Annotated in this window: 12 protein-coding genes; 7 read left to right on the forward strand and 5 right to left on the reverse strand. The window is 71.2% G+C overall.

Translation table 11 applies throughout. From position 1 onward, the window contains the following. The first annotated feature begins 82 nt into the window (after positions 1 to 82). Genes rpe through WMK75_RS12865 form a run of 3 tightly spaced genes read left to right on the forward strand, consistent with a single transcriptional unit; the run spans position 83 to position 2,433 of the window. Positions 83 to 775 (forward strand): ribulose-phosphate 3-epimerase, encoded by a 693-nt coding sequence (rpe, locus tag WMK75_RS12855; RefSeq protein ID WP_347268058.1) that lies wholly within the window; start codon positions 83 to 85, stop codon positions 773 to 775. Continuing rightward, positions 772 to 1,971, forward strand: a complete 1,200-nt coding sequence (locus WMK75_RS12860; protein ID WP_347268059.1) for a glycosyltransferase N-terminal domain-containing protein — start codon at positions 772 to 774, stop codon at positions 1,969 to 1,971. The genes rpe and WMK75_RS12860 overlap by 4 nt, the downstream gene beginning before the upstream one ends. A gap of 42 nt (positions 1,972 to 2,013) precedes the next feature. Beyond that, positions 2,014 to 2,433, forward strand: coding sequence for a DUF1178 family protein (locus WMK75_RS12865; RefSeq protein ID WP_347268060.1), 420 nt, complete (start codon positions 2,014 to 2,016; stop codon positions 2,431 to 2,433). Positions 2,434 to 2,436: 3 nt separating this feature from the next. Here WMK75_RS12865 and WMK75_RS12870 read toward each other — a convergent pair whose 3' ends face one another. From WMK75_RS12870 to WMK75_RS12885, 4 genes are read right to left on the reverse strand one after another with little or no spacing between them, the layout of a single operon-like run. Next, a complete protein-coding gene (locus WMK75_RS12870) occupies positions 2,437 to 3,210 on the reverse strand; it encodes an ABC transporter ATP-binding protein (RefSeq protein ID WP_347268061.1) in 774 nt (257 codons plus the stop codon). After that, positions 3,210 to 4,244 carry an iron ABC transporter permease gene (locus WMK75_RS12875; protein WP_347268062.1) on the reverse strand — a complete coding sequence of 345 codons (1,035 nt, stop codon included), beginning with the start codon at positions 4,242 to 4,244 and terminating at the stop codon, positions 3,210 to 3,212. Before WMK75_RS12875 ends, WMK75_RS12870 begins: the two co-directional genes overlap by 1 nt. Continuing rightward, entirely contained in the window at positions 4,241 to 5,335 is a 1,095-nt protein-coding gene (locus tag WMK75_RS12880; RefSeq protein ID WP_347268063.1) for an ABC transporter substrate-binding protein, read from the reverse strand. Before WMK75_RS12880 ends, WMK75_RS12875 begins: the two co-directional genes overlap by 4 nt. A 51-nt stretch (positions 5,336 to 5,386) precedes the next feature. Further along, a complete protein-coding gene (locus WMK75_RS12885) occupies positions 5,387 to 6,793 on the reverse strand; it encodes an ATP-binding protein (protein WP_347268064.1) in 1,407 nt (468 codons plus the stop codon). Between the two features lie 142 nt (positions 6,794 to 6,935). On the opposite strand from WMK75_RS12885, the gene WMK75_RS12890 reads away from it, so the two are divergent. Beyond that, positions 6,936 to 7,766, forward strand: a complete 831-nt coding sequence (locus WMK75_RS12890) for an alpha/beta hydrolase-fold protein (protein WP_347268065.1) — start codon at positions 6,936 to 6,938, stop codon at positions 7,764 to 7,766. Here WMK75_RS12890 and WMK75_RS12895 read toward each other — a convergent pair. Beyond that, positions 7,763 to 11,635 (reverse strand): amino acid adenylation domain-containing protein, encoded by a 3,873-nt coding sequence (locus WMK75_RS12895; RefSeq protein ID WP_347268066.1) that lies wholly within the window; start codon positions 11,633 to 11,635, stop codon positions 7,763 to 7,765. The two genes, WMK75_RS12890 and WMK75_RS12895, sit on opposite strands and share 4 nt — an antisense overlap. Positions 11,636 to 12,052: 417 nt before the next feature. Here WMK75_RS12895 and WMK75_RS12900 point away from each other — a divergent pair, with 417 nt between their 5' ends. The 3 genes from WMK75_RS12900 to WMK75_RS12910 all read left to right on the forward strand — a co-directional run bounded on the left by WMK75_RS12900 (position 12,053) and on the right by WMK75_RS12910 (position 13,382). Continuing rightward, positions 12,053 to 12,340, forward strand: a complete 288-nt coding sequence (locus tag WMK75_RS12900) for a hypothetical protein (protein ID WP_347268067.1) — start codon at positions 12,053 to 12,055, stop codon at positions 12,338 to 12,340. Positions 12,341 to 12,423: 83 nt separating this feature from the next. Further along, entirely contained in the window at positions 12,424 to 12,828 is a 405-nt protein-coding gene (locus tag WMK75_RS12905; RefSeq protein ID WP_347268068.1) for a hypothetical protein, read from the forward strand. Between the two features lie 200 nt (positions 12,829 to 13,028). After that, entirely contained in the window at positions 13,029 to 13,382 is a 354-nt protein-coding gene (locus WMK75_RS12910; protein ID WP_347268069.1) for a hypothetical protein, read from the forward strand. Positions 13,383 to 13,547 lie beyond the last annotated feature (165 nt).

Below are 13,547 nucleotides of genomic sequence, written 5' to 3' on the forward strand. Positions count from 1 at the left end.
GCGCCGGAGGGGCGGGCCCGCGGATGTTGACCTGTCCCGGCGCTTGGCGCTATCGCTGCCGCCACAACGCAGGAGCCGCACCATGAGCCTTGACCGCCGCATCAGGATCGCCCCCTCGATCCTTTCTGCCGATTTCGCCGATTTCGGCCGCGAGATCCGCGCCATCGAGGATCAGGGCGCCGACTGGGTCCATGTCGATGTCATGGACGGGCATTTCGTGCCGAACCTGACCTTCGGTCCGCCAGCAGTCAGGGCCTTTCGCCCGCATGTCAAGGGCTTCATGGACGTGCATCTGATGATCGCGCCGGTCGATGCCTATATCGAGGCCTATGCCGAGGCCGGGGCCGACATGATCACCGCCCATCTCGAGGCCGGCCCGCATCCGCACCGCACGCTGCAGGCGATCCGCGCCACCGGCAAGAAGGCCGGCATCGCGCTGAACCCCGGCACCCCGGCCGAGGCGGTCGAATACCTGCTGGACCTGTGCGACATGGTGCTGGTGATGACGGTGAACCCCGGATTCGGCGGACAGAAGTTCATTCATTCCCAGATCGGCAAGATCGCCCGGCTGCGCGCCATGATCGGCGCGCGCGACATCCATATCCAGGTCGACGGCGGCGTCGATCCGCTGACCGCGCCCCTGGTCGCCGCGGCGGGGGCGGATGTGCTGGTCGCGGGCTCGGCAGTGTTCAAGAGCGGCTCGGTTGCCGATCCCGCGCCTTACGGCAGGAACATCCGCGCCATCCGCGATGCCGCCGAGGCCGCGCGGCGGTGATCTGGCGCGGCGCCACGGCGCTGGCCGGCGGGGCGCTGCGGCTGGCCGCGCCCCTGGCCGGGCCCGACTGGCGCGAGCGTCTGGCGCTGTCCGGGCCGCAGGTGGCGGCTGGCGGCATCTGGCTGCACGCGGCCAGCGTCGGAGAGCTGAATTCCGTCCTGCCGCTGGCCCGGGCGTTGGCGCGCGACTTTCCCCTGACCGTCACCACCAACAGCCTGACCGGGCGGGCGCGTGCCCGGGCGCTGGGCTTTGCCTGCGCGCTGGCGCCCCTGGACGTGCCGCAGGCGGTGGCGCGGTTTCTGGACCGTCTGCGCCCGGCCCTGCTGCTGACGGTCGAGAACGAGCTCTGGCCGAACCGGCTGGCGCTGGCGCAGGCGCAAGGCGTCGGGCTGGCGGTGGTGGGGGCGCGGCTGTCGGCGCGCTCGGCCTTGCGCTGGGGCCGGCTGCCGCGCCTGATCGGGCCGATGCTGGGGCGGATCGACCTGCTCTCGGCCCAGGACGCGGGCAGCGAGGCGCGGCTGCTGGCGCTGGGCCTGCGGCAAGATGCGCTGGCCGGGCGGCTGAACCTCAAGCTGCTGGCGCCGGCCGCGACCGATCCGGGCGCGGATGCGCCGGGGCGCGAGCTGGCCGTGCTGGCCGCCTCGACGCATGAGGGCGAGGAGGCGGCGGTGCTGGCCGCCTATGTCGCGGCGCGGCGCGCGCGGCCCGGCTTGCGGCTGATCCTGGCGCCGCGCCACCCCGAACGCGGCGAGGCCGTGGCGGCGCTGATCGCCGCCGAGGGGCTGGATTTCGTCCGCCGCAGCCAGGGCGGCGGGCCCGGGGCGGCGCTGCTGCTTGCCGACACGCTGGGCGAGATGGACAGCTGGTATCGCGCCGCCGGCATCTGCATCACCGGCGGCTCATTCGCCGATCACGGCGGCCATACCCCCTGGGAGCCGGCGGCCTGGCGCTGCGCCATCCTGCACGGGCCGCATGTCGCCAATCACGCCGGCGATTACGCGGCGCTGGACGGGGCCGGCGCGGCGCAGGGCTGCGACGGCGCCGGGTTGGCACCGGCGCTGGCGGCGCTGGTCGCGGACGGCCCGCGCCAGCGCGCCATGGGCCGGGCGGCGCGCGATCTGCTGCGGACGCAGGCGGGCGACCCGGCGCCGCTGCTGGCGCGGCTGGCGGCGCTGGCGCGCGGCACCCTTGTATAAGCCCCGGCGAGAGCAGATATTTGCAGCAGGAAAGGAGCCGAAATGATCCGCTATGCCCTGCGCTGCGACCAAGGCCATGAATTCGATGGCTGGTTCCGGTCCTCGGACGGGTTCGAGGCCCTGCGCGCTGCTGGTCAGGTGGCCTGCACGCATTGCGGGTCCACGGCGGTGGACAAGGCGCTGATGGCGCCGCGCCTCGCCCATGCCGCCGAAGATACCCCCGACCTGCACAGCCCCCGCGATCCGCGCGAGGCGGCGCTGGAGAAGTTGCGCCGCCATGTCGAGGAAAATTCCGATTACGTCGGCCTGTCCTTTGCCGCCCAGGCCCGCGCCATGCATGAGGGCGAGATGCCCGAGCGCGCCATCCATGGCGAGGCGCGGCTGGATGAGGCGCGCCAGCTGCTGGAGGAGGGCGTGCCGGTCGCGCCCTTGCCCTTCCGCCCGCGCCAGCGGGTGAACTAGGCGTCAGCCCGGCGCATGTTCGCCGTCGATCAGCACCATGATGCGGCCACGCGAACAGCGCTCGACGCGGGCCTCGACGCCGTAAACCTCGGCCAGCAGCGCCGGGGTCAGCACCTGATCGGGGCGGCCCTCGGCATGGGTCCGGCCGGCGTGCATCAGCACGATGCGGTCGGCCCATTGCGCCGCCAGTGCCAGATCGTGCAGCACCGCGACGACGATGCGCCCCTCGCCGGCCAGCCGGCGCAGTTCCGACAAAAGCCGCACTTGCCGGGCCAGGTCCAGCGCGCTGGTCGGCTCGTCAAGCAGCAGCAGCCGCGGGTCGCGCACGATGGCCTGCGCGAGGCTCACCATCTGCCGCTGCCCGCCCGACAGCGCCGAGAGCGGCTCCAGCGCCAGGGTGGCGATGCCCAGGCTGTCGAGCGTCGCCATGGCCTTGCGGTCGGCCTGCGCCGCCCCCGCGCCGCCGGCGCGCAGCGCGGCGATGACGCTTTCCAGCACCACCAGCGATGATCCCGCGGGCAGGGTCTGCGGCATGAAGCCAATGAGACGCGCGCGCGCCTGCGCGGGCATGCGCGCCAGGTCCTGACCGTCCAGAAGCACCTGGCCGCGATGGCCCTGCAATTGCGCGATGGCGCGCAAGAGCGTCGATTTTCCGGCGGCGTTCGGACCGGCCAGCACCGTGACCTCGCCCGGGCGCATGAGCGGCAGGTCCAGACCCGCCAGCACCCGGCGCGACCCGTAATGCACCGCGACGCCCCTTGCCCGCAGCCCCTGCATCAGCGCCGCCTGCCGCGCAGGATCAGCGCGAAAAAGATTGGCAACCCGATCAGCGAGGTGACCAGCCCCACCGGCAAGAGCACCCCCGGCACCAGCGTCTTGGACAGGGTCGAGGCCAGCGACATGAGCAGCGCCCCGGTCAGGATGCTGGCGGGCAGGAAGACGCGGTGGTTTTCCCCGACCAGCATGCGCGCGATATGCGGCCCGGCCAGCCCGACAAAGCCGATGACCCCGACCATGGACACGGCGGCCGCCGCCAGCAGGCTGACGCGCAGCAACGTCCAGCGCCTGAGCGCGGTCACATCGACGCCGAAGCTGCGCGCCTGATCCTCGCCCAGGCGCAGCGCGGTCAGCTTCCAGGCGGCGCGAAAGGAAAACGGCACCGCCAGCGCCAGCACCAGCGCCAGCATCACCACGCCCGGCCAGCGCGCTGCCGCAAGGCTGCCCATGGTCCAGAACACCAGCTGCTGCAGCGCATCGGCCGAGGCGATGAACTGCACCAGCGACAAAAGCGCCGCGGCGGTAAAGTTCAGCGCCACGCCGAAGAGGATCAGCACCTCGGGTCCGCCGCCGCGGATGCGGCCCAGAAGCTGCAACAGCCCCAGCGCCCCCAGCGCAAAGATGAAGGCGTTGCCCGACACGCTCCAGACCACGGGCAGGCCGGGGATGGTCAGGCCAAGCACGATGGCGACCGCCGCCCCCAGCGCCGCCGCGGGCGAGACGCCCAGGGTGAACGGCTCGGCCAGCGGGTTTTCCAGCACCGTCTGCATCTCGGCCCCGGCCAGGGCCAGCGCCGCCCCGACCATCAGCGCCATGGCGGCGACCGGCAGGCGCACGTCCCAGACGATGACCCGGGTGGCGCGCGACACCTCGGCGCCCGTCAGCGCGCGCAGGGTCTCGGCCAGCGGCAGGCCGGCCGGGCCGGTGATCAGGTCCAGAAGCAGCGCCGCCAGCGCCGCCACCGCCAGCCAGCCCAGCATCAGCAGGTGGCGCCGGCCCTGGCGGTGATAGCTGGCAAGCGTCGCCTCGGTCATTGCGGCGCCGTCACCCACCAGGTCCCCGGCACGGTGACCGGCGAGAAGCGGGCGTTGATCTCGGCCAGCGTCGCGGCGGGGTCGATGTCGGCGAAAAGCCCGGGGTGAAAGGTCCTGGCGAGGAATTCGATCAGCGCGATATGGGCGGGGCTGTCGTTGAACATGTGCCAGACGCCGGCGGCGCGGCCCTGTTCCACCGCGCGCAGGGCGGAAAAGCCGGGCGCCGCGAGCAGCTGGGCAAAGCTTTCCTGCGCCGCCCCGGGCCCGACGGCCGAGCCCAGCACCAGCCCGCCGCGTGCCGCCATATGCGTGCCGCCGGTGGCGACATAGACATCGGGATCGGCGGCGATCAGCCCTTCCAGACTGACATTGCCCTGCACGGTGCCGATCGTCTCATGGCCGATGTTCAGGCCGCCGGCGGTGGTGATGAAGTCGTGAAACACCCCGGTGCCGACGGTGGCGCAGCAGCCGGCCGGCGCGGCATGGACGTGAAAGAACACCCGCGGGCGCGGCGTCGCCGCGGTCAGCCGGTCGCGGATGCGGTTCAGGCGGAATTCGTAGAATTCGGCGAACTCCTCGGCGCGTTCCTCGGCGCCGGTCAGCGTGCCGAGGATGCGCAGGCTGGGGATGGAGTTTTCCTGCGGATGCGAGAAGAAATCGACAAAGACGACCGGGATGCCCGCCGCCTCGAGCTGCTGGCGCAGCAGTTCCGTGCCGGGATCGCCCTGGTCCATCAGCGTCAGCACCACCAGATCGGGGTGGATGGCGATGATCGCCTCGGCCGAGAGGCCGCGCGCGCCGGCGCCCACGGAACGGATGTGGTCCAGATCGGGGAACTTCCGGCGATAGGCGGCCAGCGTCGGCTCGTCCAGCGCCCGCGCCGTGCGCCAGCCCGCGACCAGCGCCACCGGATCGTCATGGATCAGCCCCAGCACGGCCAGATGCCGCGCCTCGCCCAGCACGATGTGGCGGGCCGGTTTCGGCAGGCTGACCTCGCGGCCAAGGATGTCGGTGACCGCGACATCGGCGCGCGCCAGGCCAAGCGTGGCGATCAGCATCAGGGCGGCGGCGGCAAGGCGGGCAAGGATCATGGCGTTTCCGGTCGGTTGGGCCGGGGCAGGGCCTGCCCCGGCCGGTCCCTCTTACTGCGCGTCGGGCGTGATGCGCCAGATGCGGTCGCCGGCCTCGTCGCCCTCGCCGCGCGACTTGTTCACCGCCCAGACATTGCCCTTGCCGTCGGCGCGCAGCTGGTTGGGCAGGCTGCCGGCCTCGAGATTGGCGACGATCCGGCCCTGGGTGTCGACCACGGTGATGGTGCCCGCGCCGCGGTTGGCGACATAGGCCAGGCGGCTTGCGGGTTCAAAGGCCACGTTCAGCGGCCCGGCGCCCACTTTCACGTCATGCAGGAGCTCGCCGGTTTCCGCCTTGACGATCAGCAGGTTGTCGGTGGCCTGCGCGGCGACGAAGATCAGCCCCTCTTGCGGGTCATAGGCCACGCCCGAGGCGGCCTTGGCGCCCGGCAACGCGATCACCTCGACCTTGCCCGAGGCCAGATCGACCACTGCCGCCTCGGGCGTGTCGAGGCTGACGGTGACCAGCTTGCCGGCCTTTTCGTCCAGATCGAGGCTCATGGCGGAAAAGCTCTGGCCGCGCAGCTTCGACCTGATGGTGATCGGTTCCAGCGGCTCTAGCGTCTTGAGGTCAAAGACCTTGATCTCGGGCGTGCCGGTGGCGCTGGCATAGGCGCGGCCATTGGTCTCGTCCACCATGATGTCGCGGGCATGCGGCACGGTGCCGGGCGGGAACTGCTTGACCAGCGACAGGTCGGACTGGCGATAGACCGCCACCGTGTCCTGGCGGGTATTGCCGGCCCAGACATGGCCGTTGGCCTCGTCGACCTCAAGCCCGTAGACCGCGAGCAGCCCGGCCTCCTTGCCATCGGGCCGCGCGGGGGCGGCGGCGGGGACGATCTCGGCGCTGACCTTCAGCGTCTCGGGGTCCAGCTTCAGCAGTTTCGATTCCTTGACCGGGGGGCGGCCGACGGCGCTGGTGACAAAGACCGCATCCGCGCCCTGGCTGAACTTCACCTGATAAAGGCCCGGTGCCACCGGCGCGCTGGCGACGGTGAACTTTTCGGCCCCCGAGACCGGCACCTCGGGCGAGATCTTCATCTCGACCACCGTGGCGGCGGCGGGGTTCTCGGCCATGACCACCACCGGCTGCAACCCGATCGCGGCGTCCTGGTCGATCTGCAACTCGAAGCTGAAGCCGCCCTCGGCATCGACGGTGATCGGCTGGTCGTTCAGCACCCGCGCGCCGCGCATCAGCGTCACGCTCTGGCCGGGGATCATGTCCTCGCCGGCGATCACCGCCTTGCCACCCTGGTGGATCGGCGTGCGCCCGGGACCCTGGGCGCGGACATCGCCGACGAAATCGACCAGCGGCGCGGTGAAGGCGGTCTGGGCCAGCGCCGGGGCGGCAATGACGCACAGCGCCAGCGCCGAGGCGCCCAGAAGCGTGCGAAGGGGGCGGCGGTAAAGCGGGGCCATGGGATCTCCTTGAAAACGGCTCGGGTCTGCGGCTGACCCCCTTGGGGCTGGCTGGGTCGGGCGCAACCTATATTCCCGACTGTCCTTGTCAACCATCGCCGGACAGGGCAAGAGGATGCAAGCATCACGAAGGTGGGACGCGATGACGCAGACAGGCCGGGTCGGACCCGATCACGCGCGGCAGGGTGCCGAGTTGCGCATCCTGCAGAGCGGGGCGCCGACGCATGAGCTGTCGCAGAAGGTGGTGGCGGTCGGGCCGGGATACCGGCTGTTCGTCGCCGCGCCCAGGGCGCCGGCGCCGGCGCGCGGCTGGCCGGTGCTTTACATGCTGGACGGCAATGCCGCCTTCGATTTCCTGACCCCCGAACATCTGGCGCTGGCGCCGGGGCTGATGCTGGTGGGCGTGGGCTATGACACCGACCGGCAATTCGCCCGCGAGCTGCGCACGCTGGACTTCACCGCGCCGGACGGGCCGGGCGAGGGCCTGCGGCCCGACCATGTGCATGAAGGGCGCATGGCCGGAGGGGCCGCGATCTTTCACCGGCGCCTGACCGGGCCGCTGCGTGCCGCTGCCGAGGCCGGCCTTGCGGTCGATGCCGGGCGCCGCACGCTGTGGGGGCACAGTTTCGGCGGGTTGTTCACGCTTTATGCGCTGCTGGCGCAACCGCAGGGCTTTGCCCGCCACGCCGCGATCAGCCCCTCGATCTGGTGGGACGAGGCGCTGATCCGCCGCATCGCCGCCGATGCCGCGCCTGCCTCGCGCCCGCTCCTGGTGGCGCTGGGCGACCGGGAAAAGCGCTCGGGTCTGGACGGTCCGCCGCCGGACGGGCCGGCACCCGCGACCATGGAATTCGCCGCGGCCCTCGCCCGACATCCGGGTCACCGCGCCGAACTGCATGTGCTGCCGGGCCTTGCGCATATCCAGACGCTGGCCGGGTCATTCCCGCTGGTGCTGCCCTTTGCCGCGGCCTAGGGGCCGGGGGTGGGCGCCAGCCGCCGCAGCAGTTCCGGGGCGATCAGCGCCACCGCCTCGGGCGAGGTCATCTCGCCATGCAGGAAGGGCAGGTCGATCACCTCGACCTCGCGCGCGTGGGGCAGCCACATGGCCGGGGTCAGGGCGCTGCCCGCATGGTCCCTGGCGGCGCGGAAATGCAGGATCGTGCCGTCGTAGCGCCGGTGGTGATGGCCGCGGATCAGCCGGTTCGTGCCGGTCACCGTGCGCACCACCCCATCGAGCACCCGCGCCGGCAGGCTACCCAGCGCGCTGTCGCCCTGGCGCAGGAAGGCCACAACCGCGGCGCGGGTGTCCAGATCGCGATGCGCCTCGGGGTCATGGCCGGCGATGGCCAGAAGCGCGCGCAGCGCCATGACCGGATCGGGCTCGGGCTCGTCGCGCCAGGCGTCGGCGGGATAGCTGTCAAGCATGGCGACCAGCCCGGGGCTGCGGCCCATGCCGGCCAGCACCACGGCCATTTCCTGCGCCAGGATGCCGCCGACCGACCAGCCGGCCAGATGCAGCGGCCCCTGCGGCACCAGATCGATCACGCGCCGGGCATAGTCCCGGGCCAGGTCCGACAGGCTTTCCGGCATCAGCGCTTCCGAGACCAGCCCGGGATGCTGCAACCCGTAGACGCGCCGCGCCGGCGCGATGCGCCGCGCCAGCATGCGATAGCCCCAGGCCAGCCCGCCGGCCGGGTGGATCAGGAACAGCGGCGGCGCCCCCGCGTCACCATCCGCCAGCAGGATCAGCGGCCCCAGCCCGTCGTCCTGCGGCGCCCGTGCCGCCAGCGCCGCCGCCAGCGCCGCCAGCACCGGCTGTTCAAAGATCGTGCCGAGGCCGGGATCGCGGCCGGTCTCGGCCTCGATCGCCTGCGCCAGCCGCACGGCGGAAAGCGAATCGCCCCCGAGGGCAAAGAAATCCGCCTCGGCGCTGACCGGGGCGTCCAGATGCAGGATCTCGGCGAAAAGCCGGGCCAGCAGGCACTCGGTGGGGGTCTCGGCCTCGCGGCCGCCGGCGGAGAATTCGGGCGCGGGCAGGGCCTTGCGGTCCAGCTTGCCGTTCGCGGTCACCGGCAGCGCCGGCAGCGCCACCTCGGCCGCGGGGACCATGTAGCCGGGCAGGCTGGTGGCCAGACGCTCGGCCAGCAGCCCCGGCCGCCAGCCCGCGTCCGGCACCAGATAGGCGACGAGGCGCCTGTCGCCCGCGTGATCCTCGCGTGCAAGGACCGCGCATTCGCGCGCCAGACCCGAGGCCATGATCGCCGCCTCGATCTCGCCCAGTTCGATGCGCAACCCGCGGATCTTGACCTGATGATCCGAGCGGCCGAGATAGGTCACCGCCCCGTCCGGGCGCAGCCGCGCCAGATCGCCGGTGGCGTAAAGGCGGCCCTGCGGGCTGTCGATGAAACGCTCGGCGGTCAGGTCGGGGCGGCCCAGATAGCCGCGCGCCAGCTGCACGCCGCCCAGGTAGAGATGCCCCGCCAGACCGGGCGGCACGGGGCGCATGCGCTCGTCCAGCACGGCCAGCGTGGTGTTCCACACCGGGAATCCGATGGGGATCGGGTTCTCGCGGTCCTCGGGCGTGGCTGGCCAGTAGCTGACATCGACGGCGGCCTCGGTCGGGCCATAAAGATTGTGCAACTCGGCCCGGATGCGGGCGTGGAAACGGTCGCGCTGGTCCGCGGTCAGTTCCTCGCCCGAGCAGAAGATCCGGCGCAGTTCAAGCCCCTTCGAGGCCGGCGAGGCCAGAAAGGCCGACAGCATCGAGGGCACGAAATGGCAGGTGGTGATGGCGCGCTCGCGCAGCAGCCGCGCCAGCGCCGCCGGATCGCGATGCGCTCCGGGCGGCGCCATGACCAGTTCCGCTCCGGCGAGCATCGGCAGGAAGAATTCCCAGACCGAGACATCGAAGGTCGCCGGGGTCTTTTGCAGGATGCGGTCGCAGGCCGCGATGCCGTAATGCGCCTGCATCCACAGCAGCCGGTTGACGATGGCACGATGTTCGATGGCGACGCCCTTGGGCTCTCCGGTCGAGCCCGAGGTGAAGATGACATAGGCCAGATCGCGCGGCTGCGGCAGGGCAGGGGCGGTCCCCTCCCCGGGCCAATCGCTGGGCCAATCCTCGGGGGCCAGCAGTTCCGTGCCCGCCGGAAACAGCCCGGCCTGGTCCGGGGTGGCCAGCACCGCCACCGGCTGCGCCTGCGCCAGGATGCGGGCGATGCGCTCGGGCGGGTGGTCGGGATCGAGCGGCAGATAGGCCGCGCCGGCGCGCAGCACCGCCAGCAGCGCCACCGGCAGGTCCAGCGAACGCTGCAGCGCCACCGCCACGATGCGGTCGCGGCCGGCGCCCATCCGGACCAGCCTTGCCGCCAGCGCGGCGCTGCGGCGGTCAAGCTCGGCAAAGCTCAGCCGGGTGTCGTCGAAACTGACCGCGGTGGCCTCGGGCGTGGCGGCCAGCTGCGCCGCGATCAGCGCGGTCAGGCTGGTGTCGGGCAGCGCATGGTCGGCGGCGCGGGCGCGGGCCTCGGCCGCGGCGATCTCGTCGGGGCTGGCGGTGGGGACCGCGGCCAGGGTCTCGGCACCCAGGGCGGCGCGCAGGAAGGCCAGGATGCGCTCGGCATGGGCGCTGACCTCTTCGGCGGTGTAAAGCGCCGGGTTCGCGTCCAGCTCGAAGATCATGCCCTCGGCGGGATCGCCGCGAAAGGTCAGCGTCAGGTCATCGACCGCGCCCGCGCCCAGGATATGCAGATGCGCGGTCAGGCCGGGAAACTCCGGCGCCCTGTCAAAGGGCTGCACATTGACCAGCGGGCCGTGCAGCCGGCGCGTGCCGCCGACGAGGCCCAGTTCCCGGCGCAGAAGCTCGCTGCGGTAAAGCCCGTGGCGGCGGCAGGCGGCCATGCGTTTCGATTGCGCCGCCAGCCAGCCGGGCAGCGGCGCGTCCTCGTCCAGCCGCAGGCGGAAGGGCAGCACGTTCATCGCCATGCAGGGCAGGTCGGCAATCCTGCGGCCCATGCGCGCCATGAAAGGCAAGCCGATCACCGCATCGCCGCCGGTCCAGCGCGCCAGGTAGGCGCCGCACAGCGCCGCCAGCACATCGGGCCAGCCCAGACGGTGACGCCCGGCGCAGGCAGCAAGCGCCGCCAGCAGCTCTGCCGGCAGCCAGCGGCTGTCGCGCAGAAAGCCGTGGCCGCTGACCGCGCGGCCCGGGGCCGGGCCGGCCACCTCGGGCAGGTTCGCCAGTTCGCCATGCCACCAGTCGCGGGCGGCGGCGCGGCGGGGCGAGGCGCGCCAGGCGGCGTCCTCCTCCTCGGCCAGCGCCAGCGGCGGGAAGGGCTCGGGCGCTGGCGCCCCCGCGGTCAGGGCGGCATAATGCGCGGCGATGCGGTTCGTGACCAGCACCATGCCATAGCCGTCGATGGCCAGATGGTGGATGCGCTGGTAAAGAAAATGCCGCTCGGGCCCCAGCCGGAACAGGGTCAGCGTCGCCGCCGGCTCGCCGGCCAGGTCGAGCGGGCGGGTGCTGTCGGCCTGCATATGGGCCAGCGCCTGCGCCTCGGCCTCGGGCTGTACCGACAGGTCGACAAAGCCGAGAATCGGCGGCAGGCCGGCAAACTGGCGCGGCCCCTCGGGCGTGGCGCGAAAGCGCAGCGCCAGTGCCGGGGTCTCGGCGATGGTGCGGGTGACGGCGGCGGCCAGCGCGTCGGCGTCCAGCGGGCCCAGCAGTTCCAGATACTGCCCGGTGTTCAGGATCGGATTTTTCGGGTCCAGCGCCTGCACATACCAAAGCCCCTCCTGCGCCTCGGTCAGCGGCGCGCCGGTCATGTCGCCTGGCTCGGCCATCATGTCGGGCGGACCTTGCAGGACGGCGGCGGGGCCGGGAAAGTGCTGACGGTCATGGTCTCCGAACCTGTGCAGAAGCGGGGCCGGCGGGGCTTGCCGATGTCGGGCCAAGGCCATAATGACCCTGTGGAATTTAGTCAACTTTGCGGCCCCGGCCGTGCAGAGGCCAGGCATGGACGATGGCGCCCGCAAAACCGCAGCGCGCCGCGACGCGATCCTGACTGGGCGATTGCCTGCTGGCTGGCCGGGCCGGTCGCGCCGAGCGCCTGACCGAGCAGCTCGGGCTGCTCGGCATGGCCCTGAACGCGATTGCGGCGTCGGGAAGCGGCCATGAAGGAGAGGCGGGCAAGGACATTGCCCGTCTCCACCGCGGGGTCGCCAGGTTGCAGCGGCGCATCATCCGCAACCTCAGGACCGGGGGTGAAGGATGAGGCCGTTCCTGACCTTCCACGATTCGGCGCACAAGAGCTTGGGCTATCTGACCTTCGCGGAATGTTGAACGGCGGGCGCCCTATCTCGACGCGCGGGATTGCGAAGCTGCTTAAACCCTACGGCATCGGCCCGGCACAGGATCGGTTCGGCAGTTTCTACCGCCCCGCCGACTTCGCGGATGCTTTCGATAGATACCTCTCCAAGGGGGGTGAAAAAACTGCCACAAGCGCCACGCTCACCACAAGCGCCACTGAAAAACATAATAAAATCAATTGAAATGGCAGTTGTGGCGCTTGTGGCACTTTTTCCGAGGGTGGCAGAAGCAATGGCCATTGTGGCATATGGGAGGGGGAGATTTGATGCCGGTTCCCGATGTCCTTCGCGACCTGATCCGGGCCGGGGTCATCTTCGAGACAGACGGCGAGCGCATCCGCTGGCGCAACTCTGGCGGGCACGTGACGCCAGATGTTATTGACCAACTACGAGCCTGCAAGGCCGGGGTCGTCGCGTTTCTGAACGGCGAAAACGCCGCGCCTGCCGATGCCCCGCCCAGCGCCCCGCCCGCCCCTTCGCCTTCACGGCATGGGGCAAGCTTGCGCGGCCTGGACCCCGAGGGCGTCACGGCCCGAAAGGTCGCGCGCTTGCCGACGCATCCGCCGACCTGCGCCGCCTGCGGGCTGGCCGATTGTCTGGTTGCCGTGACTGACCGGCAGGGCCGCAAGCTGCATGTCCCGTGCTGGCAAGCGGAAGGCGCGGGCGGGTAAGTGCCCGCCAAACACAGAACGCCCGTAGAGGCTACAGGGAGCGTCCTAGAGGCGCGACTTGCTTTCCGGCTAAGGGGCATTATCGGGGAACCTCGACTTGCCCGCCACGGCACGACGGCGCGGCCTCTGCGGCGATACCTATCTTCACGGCGAGGATGGCGCGGGTTAATCAGAGCGAAATCAGAATGCGAGGTGCGAGCATGGCTAAAGGTGGCCGTAGAGAGGGCGCGGGACGCCCGGCGGGAAGCAAGAGCCGGGCGACACTGGCCGCGAAGGCAACATTGTCGGAATTGGCGCAGGGGCACACCGAAAGCGCCCTGGCGACGTTGGCCGAGATCATGGCCGATGCGACGCAAACCGGAAGCGCCCGCATCGCAGCTGCAACGGCTCTGTTAGATCGAGGCTACGGGCGCCCGCGCCAGACAACCGAACTGACCGGACCTGACGGCGGGCCGCTGACCGAAGCCCCGACGCTTGATGCTTCACGGCTGTCTGATGCCGCGCTGGCCGAAATCATGGCCGCGATGGATGAACGGGCGCAGGGCGAAAACTGACCTTTCCGAAAGCCCGAGAGGCGAGGCGATGCCCGCGAACCGTCCGGTTGATCCGGGGGCTTCCAAGTTTCGCAGGGGGGACAATTGGGGGGACGATTTGCAGCGCCCAAGAAAAGCCAAGTCAAATCATCGCATTAGCCGCAAGGTATGGCGGAGACGAAGGGA

The sequence above is a fragment of the Paracoccus sp. (in: a-proteobacteria) genome, assembly GCF_039808215.1.
Classification (GTDB): domain Bacteria; phylum Pseudomonadota; class Alphaproteobacteria; order Rhodobacterales; family Rhodobacteraceae; genus Paracoccus.

Bases quoted from the DNA above. Each gene is read 5' to 3' on its own strand.
- WMK75_RS12875 (WP_347268062.1), bottom strand. From the start codon at position 4,244: ATGACCGAGGCGACGCTTGCCAGCTATCACCGCCAGGGCCGGCGCCAC.
- WMK75_RS12905 (WP_347268068.1), top strand. From the start codon at position 12,424: ATGCCGGTTCCCGATGTCCTTCGCGACCTGATCCGGGCCGGGGTCATC.
- WMK75_RS12870 (WP_347268061.1), bottom strand. From the start codon at position 3,210: ATGCAGGGGCTGCGGGCAAGGGGCGTCGCGGTGCATTACGGGTCGCGC.
- WMK75_RS12885 (WP_347268064.1), bottom strand. From the start codon at position 6,793: ATGGCCCCGCTTTACCGCCGCCCCCTTCGCACGCTTCTGGGCGCCTCG.
- WMK75_RS12895 (WP_347268066.1), bottom strand. From the start codon at position 11,635: ATGATGGCCGAGCCAGGCGACATGACCGGCGCGCCGCTGACCGAGGCG.
- rpe (WP_347268058.1), top strand. From the start codon at position 83: ATGAGCCTTGACCGCCGCATCAGGATCGCCCCCTCGATCCTTTCTGCC.
- WMK75_RS12890 (WP_347268065.1), top strand. From the start codon at position 6,936: ATGACGCAGACAGGCCGGGTCGGACCCGATCACGCGCGGCAGGGTGCC.
- WMK75_RS12880 (WP_347268063.1), bottom strand. From the start codon at position 5,335: ATGATCCTTGCCCGCCTTGCCGCCGCCGCCCTGATGCTGATCGCCACG.
- WMK75_RS12910 (WP_347268069.1), top strand. From the start codon at position 13,029: ATGGCTAAAGGTGGCCGTAGAGAGGGCGCGGGACGCCCGGCGGGAAGC.
- WMK75_RS12865 (WP_347268060.1), top strand. From the start codon at position 2,014: ATGATCCGCTATGCCCTGCGCTGCGACCAAGGCCATGAATTCGATGGC.